We start from the raw sequence: 15,464 nt of genomic DNA, 5'->3' as shown, positions 1-15,464 counted from the left end.
AGCCACAAATAATGGGTTTGTCTTCTAGCCCATCAATAAACACATAACACTCAGAAGTCATCGTTAATCACCTGGGTTTTATTGGTTTTACGTTGCCGTGCATTGTAGCCGCCTACATCAGCCGCTAATTCGTTAATTTCATCGAGCAGTGATCCTTGTAATTGCAACACCACCAGTGCTTCAAATAAAACATCACTTTTAACCACTTCCCCTTGCTCCAGCTTTTGCACTGTAGAGCGCGATACGCCAATCATCTTCGCAAAGGTGCTCTGCGTGTAATGCAAAGTACGGTGCTGGCGGATTAAATCCCCCAAACGTTGCGCCATTTTTAATGCTTGTTCAGATTTCAAAATGATTACCTACTCAGTCATTAGGTTGCTAATGATTAGTTTAGCGGTATTTGATGTGTTTGCAAGGTGATTTAAAAAGATCAGCGCCGAGATGCGAGTGACGAGTAAATCTTGCACCTGCGATTTTTTAAAATTATTTTACCACCGAGAACACCGAGGCGCTGCGCTACACAGAGAAGGTAACGGGCGGCGGGTTAATCCTAGCGCCTAGTCACTTTCCTAGAACCTAGCTTCTTGTTACTTTTTTAGATCCTAGCCCTTCAACACAAGCTCATAACCAAGACTAATTACCTAGCTGCAAATCAATAATAAGCTATCTACTTGGTACTCATCGGAAAACTCTATGTTTTTAATACATTTTCATGTTAGGTTAGGATTAAACTTAATCAAAGCTTAACAAGCTAGTAGTTAAGTATTATTAATTAACCACGGAGCGGTAGATTTAGTGCCTACTAAAACACTCAGTTACTACAACCAAAACGCACAAAGCTTTAGCGACTCAACAGTTAATGTTGATATGTCGGCGCTTTACGCTGAGTTTTTACCGCTTATCCCCAAACATGGTCATATTTTAGATGCCGGTTGCGGCTCTGCCCGCGATGCAGCCTACTTTAAACAGCAAGGCTTTACCGTAAGCGCATTTGACGCAAGCGAAAATCTTGCAAAGTTAGCCAGCAATTACTTACAACAAGCTGTAGAGGTTAAAACCTTTCAGCAGCTAAATTGTACCAATAAATACGATGGCATTTGGTGCTGCGCCAGTTTACTCCATGTACCTAAAAGTGAATTGCCCTGCGCATTTTTAAACCTACAACACGCATTAAAAACCAACGGGGTTTTGTATGTATCGTTTAAATACGGCATGCAAGAGCGCGAACATAACGGCCGCGAATTTACCGATTTAAACGAAGACGGATTAACTGCGCTCATTACTCATCACACCGAGCTGAAAATACTAAAACAATGGCAAAGTATTGATCAGCGACCAGAGCGCGAAAATGAAGTGTGGCTCAATGCCGTAGTAAAGAAATAATTAAATACCTATAGAATAATTAAAGGAATTAAAATGACTAATTATGAAATATTTATAGCCTTAGTCGCACCAAGAGGAATAAATGTAGAAAAAATTATCCAAAAATTGGAAACCTCAGTAGGTAATTATGGTTATAAAATAAAAAGAGTTAACCTACTAGACATTAACTCGAGTTCACAAGTTGGGCAAAGCTCAAGTATTCAAAATAGAGTTGATATAGAAAGCAGATATTTATCCGGTCTTAGAGAACTAGTACTAAATGAAGTAAATGAAGATGCGACGAAAGTGTATGAACCGCATGATTTAATTAGCTCACTTATAATTAAAAGAGTTCAAGAGATCAGGAAAGATACTGAAAAATATACGGTTTATATAATTGATAATGTTACACACCCAAAAGAGCTTAATGCGCTAAAAACAGTTTACAAAGACTCATTATTTACTATAGGTATTACAGGGCCCTTATTGGACCGAGTTAACTTAAAAAAAGAACAGTTTAAACTTGAAGGTTATTCCGATAATGAAGCCCTAATACAAGCAGCTAAGTATATTTATGATGACTATAGTCAGCTCAAAGAAACTATTGAAATCGATGGTAAATGTATTGATATTTCAAATGATTTAGGTAAAACTTATCTTCTCTCTGATTTTTTTATCAACCTAAGTTCAGAAAGTTTTAAATGTAAAATTCAAGAACTGGATGAATTATTAAGCAAATCTATTGAGCGCTATGTTGACTTGATTTTTGGCGCGCCTATTGTAACTCCAACCCAGTCCGAACATAGCATGTTCCTTGCCTATACCAGTGCTTTGAGATCTGGTGACCTTTCACGCCAAGTTGGAAGTGCTATAGTTAATGAGCTTAATGATGTTATAGCTTTAGGTGCCAATGAAGTCCCTAAATCTGGCGGTGGACAATATTGGGCAGACGATTTCTATATTGCTAATACAGTAGAGGATGAAGCCAAATTAAAGCAATCTGTTGACCAAAGAGACTATGTAATAGGCTATGATACTAATGCAGTAGTTAAAGATAAGTTAGCTGATGAATTAATACAATTATTTGTCGATAAGGCTTTAATTTCTGAAAGTAATAGAGCTGAAGCAGAAATAATACTTCAAAAATCAACTTTAAAAGATATTACTGAATATGGTCGAGTAGTGCATGCTGAAATGTCGGCACTCATGAGCGCTGCCAGAAATGGTACTGGAGTGAAAGGTATGCATATGTTCTGCACAACATACCCATGTCACAATTGTGCAAAGCACTTAGTAGCAGCAGGAATAGATAAGGTTCAATATATAGAACCATATCCTAAAAGTAGGGCTGCGGATTCTCATGATGATTCAATCTTTGATCCAGAAAAGCTCACAATCGCTTTGGACGAAGAAAACAAACAGCAAGCAATTAATAATATTACTAAGGCTTATTTAGATATTAATGCTAGGCGTAATGATACTTCTACCAAATCATCAGCAATTGCCAATGATAATGTTATTCAAAATAAACTAAAACTTGTATTTGAGCCTTATTCTGGTGTGGGGCCTAGTCGCTATGTTGATTTGTTCTCTATGAATATGGGTAGTGGCAGAAAAATTAAGCGAAAGAGTGGCTCTCAAGCTATTCAACTAGACAGGGATAAAATTTCAGTACCGCGTATACCTATTACTTCATCTCATAACGAATTTTTTGAAAACGAGTTTATGAGGCAGTTAGAAGAACTGTTTAAACAGAGCTTCAGTGAAATACGAGATAATGTACTCAAGGCCTTCCATGAAAAATATAAACTGAGAAATGAAAATCGACAAATTTCTAGAATTAAGTTTTGGAATCAAAAGAATTCATATGGATATATAGTTTCTGAAACTGGTAAAGACTTTCCTTTCAACGAGCAGAATATTGAAGATAAAAATTATATACCCAAAGATAATGAGCTTGTTAGCTTTGTTCCACTTAAAGGTGAAAGCGTAACTTTTGCAGATAAAATTTTAAAAATACCAGAGCAAGAAGTAGCCGAAAAAGTCAGTACTTATAATAGTTCACAAGTAAAAACTTCCACTATTAAGTTTTTAGATGAAGAAAGAAGCTATGGTCATATTGAAAGTGAACAGCAAAACGATTATTACTTTACATTCGCACAGGTTGCTGATTGTTCTAAAGATAAGTTAAAACGTGGCGTAAAAGTATCATTTGAGCCATTTGATAATAAAGGAAAACCCCAAGCTAAAAACGTAAAGGTAATACTTTGAGGCAGCAACTCGACTTTATTGCCTATATTCAGCGCATGCTGGTGGAAGGTGACTTTAGTGCAACGTATAAGTTTGCGTTGTTGCATGCGTTGGCTGATGTATGTGTTGAGCAACCGCTTATATCTGAGCAAGCAGAGCTGAAAATTGACTTAGCCACCTTAGCCGACAAGCTCATAACTCTATATTGGCACCATGCAGTGCCGTTTGCCTCAGAACAAACAGGCGAAAGCGCTTTACTTAAACAAAACTCTGGCGCGCAATCTAAAGTGATTTCGGTGTTGTATGAGTGCCAACAAAACAACATTCGTAATTTACGCGCGTTAAAACAAAGCTCGCTCTATAAGCCAACCTTTAACGCAGCAATGGCAACACTCAAAAGTGGCCCATTGTGGCGCTTACAAATATTAGCAAAACAAGCAGAATGCTTTTTATATCCACATACCAATAGCACTAAATTCATCACCTTAAATGCTGGTATCGCCAGTTGTTTTCGGCGCTTTTATGATTTGGTGGTGTATTTGGCTAAAAATGCCTGGCTGCAAAAAATTCAAAGTATTAAGCATAACCAAGCGCTAATTGGCCCACAAAGCCAACTGCACGACTTTTTATTTGGTTTTGACCGCAACGCCCTGAGTAAAGCCAAACCTGTGCTAATTGAGCTGCAACACGGCAATTGTTTTTATTGCCAAAAGTCGCTGAACAATAAAACTGAAGTTGATCATTTTATACCGTTTGCCCGCTACGCAAACGACTTAGGCCATAATTTTGTGGCTGCGCATAGCAGCTGTAATAACAGCAAACGTGACTTTTTAGCCGCGCAGTTGCACCGCGAACGTTGGCAAGAACAAAACCTCGTTTTAAATAGCCAGCATATAACCCGTGAACTCAGTGATTATTTTAATTGTGATGCTGATAAATCACGCTCGGTAAGTGATTGGGCATATCAGGTGGCTCAGGCGAACAGCGCTAAATTGTGGTTAGCGAAAGATAGTTTTGAACAAGCCGCTGGTGCAGGGTTATATCTTAATAGAGATGCGGAGCTTAATTTAGTGGCGGAAGGTAAACCGAGGTATGACGCGTAGGCGTATAGCTTGCCTCGCGCGAAAAGTGAAGCTTTTAAATTGTAGGTCGTGCCGTAGGCTCGATTTTATATCGCGCTTTGTTTTTGTAGGAACCGGCTTTAGCCGTGATTTATAGATGATTTTGGGAAAGGGATTAAAAACCTCTATTCGAGGTTTTATCGCGTTGGCGATGGCAACCAAAGGGCGGCTGCCGCCGACCGCCCTTTGGAATCCCACGGCGCACCCGAGGATCACACTTGATCTTCAACATGCGTTAATAATGTGAACGTAACCAGCGTAGATAGGCCATCCATGGCCAAGCTACGCTTTTTACAGCATCCATGCTGTAAATTACTCATCATTAACTTAGTTTCAGGTGTGATCACGGGGAGTTGGAGTATGCTGGTAGATTGGTGTTAATCAATCGTTGTTTTATTTGCCTTAAAAATGAACATTAACTGAATGTAAATTGCTCTAATTACAAATTGCTGCTAGGTTAGTAACCACATAATAAGAAAGGACTCTACTAAATGAAACTCAACCAAGTTTTATCAATTGTTAACCAAGTCGAAAAATCTAAATTCATTTCATGCCTCGATCGCCTTTGTTCTGATGCTGCTAAAAATAATAAAACTTTAGCTAAAACAATCGACAATATCGACGGCCAAATCAAAAATGCATCAGGCAGCGAAATAACTCAGTTGTTTAATACCGTCCGCGAGTTCTTCAAAGGTTCTGTAAAAGAACAGATTCTAATGAGTACAGCGCAGCTTAACTTATTGGTTAATATTTTAAGTCGTGACGGCAACGGGGTTGCCAGAATAAGCTGGATTGAATCGCTTTATGAAAAAGAGTGGGCTGAGCTATCTACGCTTTCAAAAGAATTAAAAGAGTGTATTCATCAAGGCTCTGGTGAGAGTTTTTTAGAAAGAAATCGAGCATTAAAAATCTATCACGCTTGTATGAAAGAAGCATATTTTAATGACGAAAAGAATAACCGTGATGCCAAAGTTACCGATGATGAACGCAGTATTCTTAATGTGCTTGCAGATGAGTTAAATCTAACTACAGATGAGTGTGCAGCTGTAGAGCACTTAGTTGATGTTATTCCTAAAAATGGTGTACTAGACGCTTTAAATAGCCTTAGAGATATGGGGCTATTATTTATCAGTAAAAAGCGCCAAGAAGTATTTATTCCTGATGAAATAGTTACCTTACTGAATGAAATTCAAGGAAAAGATCTTGCAGATAAATATGTGTTAAGAATATTAAGAACTTGCACTGATGCCGAGCTTTCAAATGCACTTAAAGCCCATGGTCGTAAAATTAGAGGTGTAAGCAGAACAGATAAAATTCAAACAATTATTCATTCAGGTATTAGTGCTGCAAATTTATTATCAGACGATATTCATAACGTTGAAGATAACCAAAACCAACGTAAAGACAGGCTAAAGCAGCTGATACAAGATTTAGAAATTGATACCGACAAACTAGGCACAACCTTAGATGAGCGCATTGGCCTGATATTGTCATCGTTATCAGGTGCAACAGAAAAAGAGTTTGATTCACTAAGTGCAAGCGGTTTTAAACAGCTTCTAAAAACATTAGAAGAACATTTCCCAACAATGCAAGCTGTGTTAAAGGAAGCGTTTGAACTCGAAGCTAACGAAGTGATAGACACTGAAAAGCTTCGAGCTTTGAGTATCACACCTCATGATATTTTATATTTACTCTCAAATGATGAAGTAAAAGAAGTTCGCGACAGTATGGGCTTGTCTAAACGTGGTAACCCACGCTTTGCTATTTTAGAGAGCTTTGCTAATGCGACAGATAAGTTGATTGAAAATTATGATGCACTAGCTCGTCGTGATATTAACGCGCTAAGAGAGGCGGGCGCTGATGTAATTGAAGCTGACATTGGCGTTAAGTTTGAAGAAGTCACAAAAGCTATTTTTGAAATATTAGAACTTAATATTGATGAAGATCTCCGAAAAGACTTAAACACCACTAAAGATAAAGCCGATATAGTAATTTCGCTCAGCGATAACGACATAATTATTGGAGAAGCAAAAACCTGTAAAAATGGTGATTTTGCAAAATACTCTACAACGTCTCGCCAAGTAAAAGCCTATGTAACCCGCGCAGAAAATCAGGGTAAACGCGTAGCACAAGTATTAATAATTGCCCCCAGTTTTTCAGATGATTTCATCGAATCAGCCGAGATGGATACAGAAGTAAATATTTCATTGTTAGAAGCGCATGGCCTTAAGTTAATACTTGATGCCTATAAGTCAAAACGTAACCCAAGTTTTGCGCCTAAGCTACTGACTAAAGGTGGCTTGTTGAAAGCTGAGTTAATAGCGAAGAATATTTGAGGTTTATGAATGGGTAGCGACAAGTTTAAACAATGGAAGAATGATTATACCTTTGAATCATGTGAATTAGGTAGAAAAGCATATGGAGAGTTTTTATCTAGCTATATACGCAAACAAAACAGTCCTTTAGTGCTAAATCTAGATGGCTCATGGGGAGTTGGAAAATCTCACTTTTTGAAGCAGTTATATTCAGATTTGAGATTTGACCATGAACTACCAGTTATACACATTGATGCGTGGATTTCAGACTTTTCGGATGACCCATTGCTAGTTATTATTAGTGAGCTGATAGAACAAATGGCTTTAATTAATACTCTGCAGAATTGTGCGCATCAAGAAGAAGTATTATTAAAATTTGCGGCGAAATATTCTAAAAAAACATGGAATCTACTTGCTGTTGCTGGGGGGGCTTATGTATCTGGCGTTACTGGGAATAGTGCTATTGTTGAGTTCACAAAAAAGTTTACTTTTGAAGATGAGGATTACCAAACAGTTGGTAAAAAGCTTAATGAAGTATATATGCGACAAAAAGATGCAATTGAAGATATCAAAACTTCGTTAGAGCGATTTGCTCAACTATATGATGGTGATGCTAAAGTCTATATTTTAATCGACGAATTAGATAGGTGTAGACCTAATTACGCAATTGAATTTTTAGAAGTTATAAAGCACTTTTTCGAATTAAAAAATTACGTTTTTATTATTGCTACAGATACAGATCAATTAAGTAAATCTATTAAGGCTGTCTACGGTAATGAATTTGACGGTAAAGAATACCTTTCCAGATTTTTTAGCCGCACTGCGAAGATTCCTAAACCTGATCTAAAGAACTTCGCATCTCTGTTAATTCAAAAATCTCTAATAGTCGATAAAATTGACAAAATGTTTTTTCTTGAAAATGAACAAGATAAAGATGGGTTATCACATATTTTTTCTGCCATTGGAAATTTATATGAGCTTTCACTCAGGCGGCTTGAGCAGTTATTCAGCAAGTATGAATCTATAGTCATACATTGTGAGAATGAAATTTTTGATACCAGGTTACTTCTGCAATTAATATGTGAATTTGAATCAGAGTTTTATCGTGAATCTTATGACCGAAAACGTTTACATAAAAAGTTAGATGCTCCAGAAACTACTCAGCAGCAGCAGAGGGTTAAGGGTCATACAGTTAAATACTCAATAGATTTAGCCTTTACGAGCTTAGATAGAGATATAAAGTTAATACTCGAGAATGAGCCACCTATTTTTAAAGAAGCTTACAAGTTTGCTCATATATATGGAAAGGTGCTTAACTCTTCAAAGATGACAGCTGATGTAGAGTTTGTTAAATCTACTATGAATGATAAATACGAGAGTAGTACCGCAAAGACAAAGGATAAAAACTTCTGTACTTTTAAAAGAGCATTAGATCAATACGATCCCTCGAGAAAATTCTGGACAATTGATGATTATTTTCGCTACGTTGAATTAGCGCATGATATAAGTTAATTATCACCCAACCGCCAATTTTCCAGCTTCATGCCACATTTCACTTGGCATTGGGCTGGTTAACTCCCACGTTATATTCATCGGCTGACTGCCGTTGTGGCTTTGGTATTTAACCTCGCCGTAGTTTACAAATCCCATGGTTCGGCCGTTTTCGTCTTTGCCTTGTTCGCGCACAAATAACAATATGGTTTTGCCTGTTTGTTGGTGCTGAATATAACTAAGGCCGCGGCCGTGTTCTGGGCGGGCGCTGTTTTGCGTTTGCCAATGGAACAGGGTGGGGCTGATTGCGTAGTCGTGATACAGCGTGGTGGGTGAGTAGGTTTTTTCGCACTTGTTGAGTGTTACAAATAACAGCTCTAGGTTTTGGTCGTTTAATATAAGAACACCCTCACGAGCAGATGACTTTTGCTCAAACGTGTGAGCGCCAAATGCGGCGAGTATTTGTTGGCGCGTGTAGCGGCTGTGTAATTTGATTACGTGATTAGGTAAGCACGTTAAATCGCTTTCTTGCTGGTGAATGCGATTTATTAACAGCACAATCACTTGGGCAAGTTCCTGCTGTAGCTCTTTGTGTTTAAGTGCCTGTAAGCTTTGCTCAAGCGTTTTAAAGCCTAAACTTGTGCCTGTGTTATCCCAAAAGTTGTAATGCGCCATAAGCGCGTACTGTTGGTTTTGCGCTGTTGGCGTAAAACTAAAGTCGTTGTTACATAAATCACGTAAAAAGCATAAGTAGCTGAGCGAGTCGCAGCCGAGTAACTGGGTGTTGATAGCGCGGTAATACGCGGCGTAAAGGTCGGCTTGCTCTGCGGGTATTTCATCGTCTTTTAACCAGTGCCAGCCGCCGAGCTTTCTGTCTTTTGGTTTGTATATATCTTCAAGCGTGACTTGTGGATTTATGTGTAAAAAGTTACTTAGCGTTAGCGCATCATTGGTGTGTTGCGGGTAAGCAGTTATCAGCTGTTGTAAACGGCGTTTAGTGTTTATGGCTTGCTGAATATTTTTTAATATTGTTTGCTGTGTACGCTTTTGAAGCTCTATTCGGCAACCCAGCGGTAAATGCGGGAAGTTGTTTTCGATCTCGGTTTTTATTGGTTGGTTGCTTTTACCTATCAGCGCGCGAAACTTGCTAGCAAAGTCGTATTCTGGGCGAGCGTTGCCTACAAAGTCGAGCACGGTACAGCATTGCTTTGGGCTATTATCTGGCAAGCGTAAGCCACGGCCGAGTTGCTGTAAAAACAGCGTTAGGCTTTCAGTTGGGCGTAAAAATAACAGGGTATCAACCTCTGGAATATCGACCCCCTCGTTAAAAATATCAACCACGCAGAGTATTTGTATTTCGCCTTGGCGCAGGGCTTGCTGTTTGTGCGCCCGTTCATTGGTATTTTTGCTGATCAGTACATCGGCGTTTATGCCTGCTAAGTTGAATTTAGAGGCCATAAATTCAGCGTGTTTTTGGCTCACACAAAACGCCAATGCTTTAATGTTGTGAACATTAGTCACTATATCAGCAAGGCTGGATATAATTTTGTTAGCGCGGCTGTTCTCCCCTGTATAAAGGTTACTTAGCTCGCTTATATCGTAACGGCCACCACGCCATGTTATTTGGCTTAGGTCGATATCGTCATCTAATCCAAAGTATTGAAACGGGCATAAATGGCGTTGATTTATTGCCTCTGGCAAGCGAATTTCAGCGGCAATTACCCCACAAAAATCATCCAGTATATTGGCGCCATCTTGTCGCTCTGGTGTGGCGGTTAAGCCAAGTAATATTGTGGGCGTAAAGTGGTTTAGAATAGCGCGATAACTGGCGGCGCTTACGTGATGCACTTCGTCTATAACTATGTAGTCGTAGTAATCGTGGGTTAGATTGAGCGATTCAATTTGGCTATTCAGCGTTTGGATTGACGCAAATAATTGGTTATAGCGCTGTGGTTTGTAGTTACCAACCCAAAGCTCACCAAAGTCGTTATTTTTAAGCACGCCACGATAAGCGCTTTGCGCTTGTTTGAGTATTTCTTCGCGGTGGGCTACAAACAAAAAGTGTGCGTTTGGGTTTTTGTCGTAAACGGTTTTAAAGTCGAACGCTGAGATTATTGTTTTACCAGTTCCCGTTGCTGCAACCACTAAGTTTTTAAAGCGATTATGAACGCTACGTTCAACGCTTAGTTTTTCTAAAATAGCGAGCTGGTGGGTTTTTGGTGTTATATCAAAATAAAACTGGCTGCTTGCTTGGCCAACACCGCGTTGCTCGTTAAGTGAATTTATGAGCTTTTCTTTACATTCAACCTTGCCAGTAAATAGCTCGAAATCTGGCGATTGCCAGTAAGTTTCAAAGGTGCTTTTAGTTTTGGCTATGATGTGCGGGATCTCTTGGGCGGTAATTTTTAAGTTCCACTCAAGGCCGCTAGTAAGCGCCGAATGCGATAAATTAGACGAGCCAATATAACCGGTATGAAAACCCGTATTACGCATAAACAAGTATGATTTTGCGTGTAAGCGCTCTTGCTGATTGTTGTAGCTAAGCTTTACCTCAGTGTTTGGTAGGTTAGCTAAAAACTCCACCGCTTTAGCATCAGTTGCACCCATGTACGAGGTGGTGATTACTTTGAGTTTATTGCCGCTTTTGGTAAAGGCTTCAAGCTCATTTTTAAATATTCGCAGCCCCGTCCATTTTATAAATGAGACAAGCCAGTAAATAGTGTCGGACGATTTAATCTCGCGTTTTAGCTCGGTTTCGAGGGAGATCCCCGCATTCGCACCGCTAAATAATTCGCTTTGGGTAAGCCCTGTTAGCGGAAAAATATCGTGAGAGTAATCTTTAAGATTGGCCGCAATAGGGTTTTGAGTATTAAACAGTGCAGTAAGAATACGGCCTTGGCTGTCGATAAGGTTTTCATTGATCAGCTCGTCATCGCGAATATGATCTTTAAGCCAAAGCACAAGACTGTTTGCGAGGTTTATTTGCTCTTGCAAACGCTCGTTTGAATTAGGAATTGCATCAATTGCATGTTCAACAAGCTTACCTAAAAAGCGCGAAAGCCAAATAGCAGCTTCAGCCGATTCAAGCTGGCGTTCACCGACATAAAATTGATCGCGATTTAAGTTTTGCTTAATTACTTGTGTAATTAACTGCTCGTAAATACCAATCTGTTGCATTAAATCGCTCCCTGTTTGCGAGCATTCAGTTTACTAAAAAATGCAATGTAAACAAGCATTAACTCATTATTGAATTAAAGGATAATGCTAAGGCTGTTCCCCCGTCATTTTGCCCGAAAAGACTCGATTGATGAGTAATTGATTGCATGGATGCAATCAAAGCCGTGACAGGCACATGGATGTGCCTTACACGGCGTTTACGTTCATATCAATTTAGGCTTTGAGGAAAGTGCAAAATGCTCGGGGCGCCGTGGGGTTCCAAGGGGCGGTCGGCGGTATCCGCCCCTTGGTTGCCGCCAGCAATCTGGCAATAATCGAATAAAGCTTGAAAGATAGGTGAAAAGGTTAAGCTTTTTTGTTATTTGGCTCTACTTCTTGTGATTCTCTCAGTTCTGCAATCTCATTGGCATCAATTAAAATTACTTTAAAAAATTCTAATTTATCTATTATTTTTAATGTAACTATAGCTCCGCCATATAAACCGAATAAAAAGGCAAGAGCGTATATATAAATTGTACTCCCCTCATTTTTATCAAGAAAATTACTGAGTGCGAAACATAAGGTTATGCAATAGGGAATAATCCCTAGCTTTTCTATTGCACCTACTAAAAAACCCATTCTTCCTTTCGTTCTTTCAATATCGTAAGTAAGTCTTCTAATTGATTGAGATAGCTCATAGCTCTGAAATGTTGAAAATTTATCTACAAGGTTTGTATGTAAGCTTATATCTTTCATTATTGGTTTAAAAAAGTCATAGCTAGGGTTTTTTAATGCGGTACAAGTATTCATCATCAGTTTTATAAAAAGATAAATTACAGGGGTGATGAAAAATATCATTGCAGAGTACGGGTAAATATTTTCTGAAATGACAGAATTATCAATTCTGGAAACAAAGGGGAATACTGCAAATATTAAAAAGTAGAGGGCTACAAATTTTGCTAAAAATAATTTCCAGCTCTTAATATTTAAACTACCGAAGAAATTGCTCTTCAGGTGATTTTGCGATTTTAAAACATCTTCTAACTCATTAAATATTTTTTGCATTAATTCACTCCCTGTTTGCGAGCATTCAGTTTACTAAAAAATGCAATGTAAACAAGCATTAACTCATTATTGAATTAAAGGCCGCTGCTAAGGCAATTCCCCCGTCATTTTGCCCGAAAAGACTCAATTGATGAGTAATTAATTGCATGGATGCAATTAAAGCCGTGACATGCACATGGATGTGCCTTACACGGCGTTTACGTTCATATCAATTGAGGTTTTGAGGAAACTGCACTGCACAACCTATGTATACACGCAATATTGCGGGGAGATGATTTAAGTAACGAGTGGGTAATATATACGAGTGGTTGTCGTGTAACTCACCGAGTTGAATCTGCTCATAGGCTTGATAACAGGCATTACCAATATTAGCAGGCTCTGCAATCGAGAAAAGCAGTTGCTTTGCTTGCTCTAATGCTTGGTTGTAATCATCAAAATGTACTTTTAAATCTCGCGTTAGCCTTGCAGGCATGTGGCTTTTAGCTTGGCGTTTACCAAATAGGCTAAGTGCAAAATAAACCAGTAAATCGTGTTTTCGTTTTTGTTGCGCTTGCTCAAACTCATTTTGCTCATAGTAATTTTGCAGCAGGGTAAATGCTTTGTTGTGGCTGGCAAAGTATTTGCGCAATGTTGTGCTTTGCTCAAACTCATCGTTTGCGGGTAAACGGCCAAAGTGCAGGCAATGTTGCCAAAAATCATCAAGCAGTGTTTGGTGTTTTTCAAACAAGGTTTTTTGCTGGGCTTTGGGTAATGCTTTTGGTTGTGGCCTTTGCGTTATGTGTTGCCAATTATAATTTTGAAATTGCAGCTCTAAATGATGTGCCTCTTCTAATTGCGGGCATTTAAAAATAGCAATTATGCCTTGCCCAAACGCCATTGTTTTAACGTTTAGGGTCTGCTCTATGTAAGCTCTTATTTGTGCTTGGCTATAGTATTTTTGAAACGTATTCCATTTAGTAATTACGCCGTCTTTGTATTGTTTAAAATGTTCTTGTTTTGCCTCGTTGGCGAGCATTACAGATACTAAAAGCAGTCTATTAGTGTGTTTATAAGCTGCTTTTAAAGTCTCTTTTCGCTCTTGTTGATCTTCAATAACATTGAGTACAAAACCCAAATTAACAATATCACTAGTTTGCTTATTTCCGCTTGGCCTGTGTACTGGATCCCAAGCATTTATATTAAGCCCATGTGCTTCTAGCTCAGTTGCGTCATCAGCTAACCCACAACCGTAATCAAGTATTGAATAATCTCCATTTAAGTAGCCATACTTTGCCAGTTTTTGAAAAGGCGCTGAAAGTCTATCGCGATTTATAGCCGTTAAATGGCGCTGTATTGCTTGTGGTTTATGTTCAATTTCAGGTTTTGGTATTTCTGCTACTTTATGCAGCCGTCCTTGCTCATCAAGCTTATAGCCTTTGCGTTTAATTAAGTTATGCCATTGTTGTTTAAAACCAATGCTTTTGGTGTTTTGGTACAGGCCAATTTGTTCTCCTTCCTCGGTAATATCTTTAAATAATGGGTAGTGAGGATAATTGGCCAGAACAAAGGTTTCTTTACGGTGCAATATGGGGGGATTATTTGAGCCAATGTAATTAGTTGTTTTTAATGTTAGCTCTTGGGCATCTATTGTATGGCTGGTATGAAGTGCAGGGTATGCGTATTTATCAAAATCAGGGTAGTTTAGTAGTGTAAATTTTAAGTCACGTTTATAGAGCTTAATTAAGTTCCACGGTTGCTCGACTTCAAGTTTGATAATAGTGTTTTCTATGAAGCTGAATAATTCAGGTGACAGGGCTTCTTCTAATGAACTTTTATGTAAATAAATGGCTGTAGGTAATGATTTACCATGTTTGAGCATTTTTACTAAATCACGGTATTGAGGGAAGTTGAGTGATGTCGGTAAGTTAGCAGCCATTTAAGTTACTCAAATAGTTAAGATAACTCAATATACCTAACAGCAATAGCAACAACAAATTTGAAGGCTAATGCTGAGTTAAACTCCCCCGTCATTTTGCCCGAAAAGACGTAATTGATGAGTAATTGATTGCATGGAAGCAATCGAAGCCGTGACTGGCACAAGGATGTGCCTTACACGGCGTTTACGTTCATATCAATTGAGGTTTTGAAGAAACTGCAAAATGCTCGGGGCGCCGTGGGGTTCCAAGGGGCGTACGGCGCTATGCGCCCCTTGGTTGCCGCCAGCAATCTGGCAAAAACCTCGAATGAGGTTACATTTTAAAAGTTAAGCGTAGTCTTATTGCTAACTCCAATATAATAAAAATATGCCCGCCCGCGCTTTTCAAACTTAAGCTCACCACGTTCGCGGCGATGCATAAGCTCACAGCCTGATATTTTTAGATGCTTCATAGCTTCTTTACTCGAAAGCCATTTGCCCTTTTGATCTTGATTAGCCATTCGCGTTACTCAAACTAAGTTGAATTTAATATACATAACTCTTTGTACATCGACAAATTTTGCATAAAAGGCTGCTGCTAAGACAATTTCCCCGTGATCACACTCGAAATTAGATTAATGATGAGTAATCAATTGCATGGTAGCAATTAAAGCCGTGACTTCGCCATGGACGGCGAATACACGGCGTTTACGTTCATATCAATTTAGGTTTTGAGGAAACTGTAAAATCCTCGGGGCGCTGAGAGGTGACGAATGACCAAAGCGCAGCTTTGCAGCTTGAGGAAGTGAA

Annotated in this window: 10 protein-coding genes; 5 read left to right on the top strand and 5 right to left on the bottom strand. The window is 38.8% G+C overall.

Annotation, left to right across the window (positions count from 1 at the left end; translation table 11 throughout):
- Positions 1 to 50: 50 nt before the first annotated feature.
- A complete protein-coding gene (locus A7968_RS01125; RefSeq protein WP_064664741.1) occupies positions 51 to 350 on the bottom strand; it encodes a helix-turn-helix transcriptional regulator in 300 nt (99 codons plus the stop codon).
- Positions 351 to 795: 445 nt separating this feature from the next.
- On the opposite strand from A7968_RS01125, the gene A7968_RS01120 reads away from it, so the two are divergent.
- The 5 genes from A7968_RS01120 (at position 796) to A7968_RS01100 (ending at position 8,560) form a co-directional block, all read left to right on the top strand.
- Positions 796 to 1,383 (top strand): class I SAM-dependent methyltransferase, encoded by a 588-nt coding sequence (locus tag A7968_RS01120; RefSeq protein ID WP_064664740.1) that lies wholly within the window; start codon positions 796 to 798, stop codon positions 1,381 to 1,383.
- Between the two features lie 33 nt (positions 1,384 to 1,416).
- Positions 1,417 to 3,633: a cold shock domain-containing protein gene (locus A7968_RS01115; RefSeq protein WP_064664739.1), complete on the top strand. Its 2,217-nt coding sequence runs from the start codon at positions 1,417 to 1,419 to the stop codon at positions 3,631 to 3,633.
- Positions 3,634 to 3,668: 35 nt separating this feature from the next.
- The gene (locus tag A7968_RS01110) at positions 3,669 to 4,715 is read left to right on the top strand and encodes an HNH endonuclease (RefSeq protein WP_064665341.1); all 1,047 of its coding nucleotides are present in this window, start codon (positions 3,669 to 3,671) and stop codon (positions 4,713 to 4,715) included.
- 509 nt (positions 4,716 to 5,224) lie between these two features.
- Positions 5,225 to 7,069 carry a hypothetical protein gene (locus tag A7968_RS01105; protein ID WP_064664738.1) on the top strand — a complete coding sequence of 615 codons (1,845 nt, stop codon included), beginning with the start codon at positions 5,225 to 5,227 and terminating at the stop codon, positions 7,067 to 7,069.
- Between the two features lie 9 nt (positions 7,070 to 7,078).
- The gene (locus A7968_RS01100) at positions 7,079 to 8,560 is read left to right on the top strand and encodes a KAP family P-loop NTPase fold protein (RefSeq protein ID WP_064664737.1); all 1,482 of its coding nucleotides are present in this window, start codon (positions 7,079 to 7,081) and stop codon (positions 8,558 to 8,560) included.
- Between the two features lie 3 nt (positions 8,561 to 8,563).
- Here A7968_RS01100 and A7968_RS01095 read toward each other — a convergent pair whose 3' ends face one another.
- The 4 genes from A7968_RS01095 to A7968_RS01080 form a co-directional block, all read right to left on the bottom strand.
- Positions 8,564 to 11,716, bottom strand: coding sequence for a DEAD/DEAH box helicase (locus A7968_RS01095; protein WP_064664736.1), 3,153 nt, complete (start codon positions 11,714 to 11,716; stop codon positions 8,564 to 8,566).
- Between the two features lie 345 nt (positions 11,717 to 12,061).
- Entirely contained in the window at positions 12,062 to 12,760 is a 699-nt protein-coding gene (locus A7968_RS01090) for a hypothetical protein (RefSeq protein ID WP_064664735.1), read from the bottom strand.
- Positions 12,761 to 12,968: 208 nt separating this feature from the next.
- Positions 12,969 to 14,675, bottom strand: a complete 1,707-nt coding sequence (locus tag A7968_RS01085) for a DNA phosphorothioation-associated putative methyltransferase (RefSeq protein WP_227008957.1) — start codon at positions 14,673 to 14,675, stop codon at positions 12,969 to 12,971.
- A 320-nt stretch (positions 14,676 to 14,995) separates the two neighbouring features.
- Positions 14,996 to 15,175 (bottom strand): hypothetical protein, encoded by a 180-nt coding sequence (locus A7968_RS01080; protein WP_064664734.1) that lies wholly within the window; start codon positions 15,173 to 15,175, stop codon positions 14,996 to 14,998.
- Positions 15,176 to 15,464 lie beyond the last annotated feature (289 nt).

The sequence above is a fragment of the Pseudoalteromonas prydzensis genome, assembly GCF_001661495.1.
Taxonomy (GTDB): Bacteria; Pseudomonadota; Gammaproteobacteria; order Enterobacterales; family Alteromonadaceae; genus Pseudoalteromonas; species Pseudoalteromonas prydzensis.
This window is presented reverse-complemented; position numbering and strand designations above follow the sequence as displayed.

Excerpts from the sequence above, each read along its gene's own strand:
- A7968_RS01100 (WP_064664737.1), top strand. The coding sequence starts at position 7,079 with ATGGGTAGCGACAAGTTTAAACAATGGAAGAATGATTATACCTTTGAA.
- A7968_RS01105 (WP_064664738.1), top strand. The coding sequence starts at position 5,225 with ATGAAACTCAACCAAGTTTTATCAATTGTTAACCAAGTCGAAAAATCT.
- A7968_RS01110 (WP_064665341.1), top strand. The coding sequence starts at position 3,669 with ATGCTGGTGGAAGGTGACTTTAGTGCAACGTATAAGTTTGCGTTGTTG.
- A7968_RS01085 (WP_227008957.1), bottom strand. The coding sequence starts at position 14,675 with ATGGCTGCTAACTTACCGACATCACTCAACTTCCCTCAATACCGTGAT.
- A7968_RS01080 (WP_064664734.1), bottom strand. The coding sequence starts at position 15,175 with ATGGCTAATCAAGATCAAAAGGGCAAATGGCTTTCGAGTAAAGAAGCT.
- A7968_RS01090 (WP_064664735.1), bottom strand. The coding sequence starts at position 12,760 with ATGCAAAAAATATTTAATGAGTTAGAAGATGTTTTAAAATCGCAAAAT.
- A7968_RS01115 (WP_064664739.1), top strand. The coding sequence starts at position 1,417 with ATGACTAATTATGAAATATTTATAGCCTTAGTCGCACCAAGAGGAATA.
- A7968_RS01095 (WP_064664736.1), bottom strand. The coding sequence starts at position 11,716 with ATGCAACAGATTGGTATTTACGAGCAGTTAATTACACAAGTAATTAAG.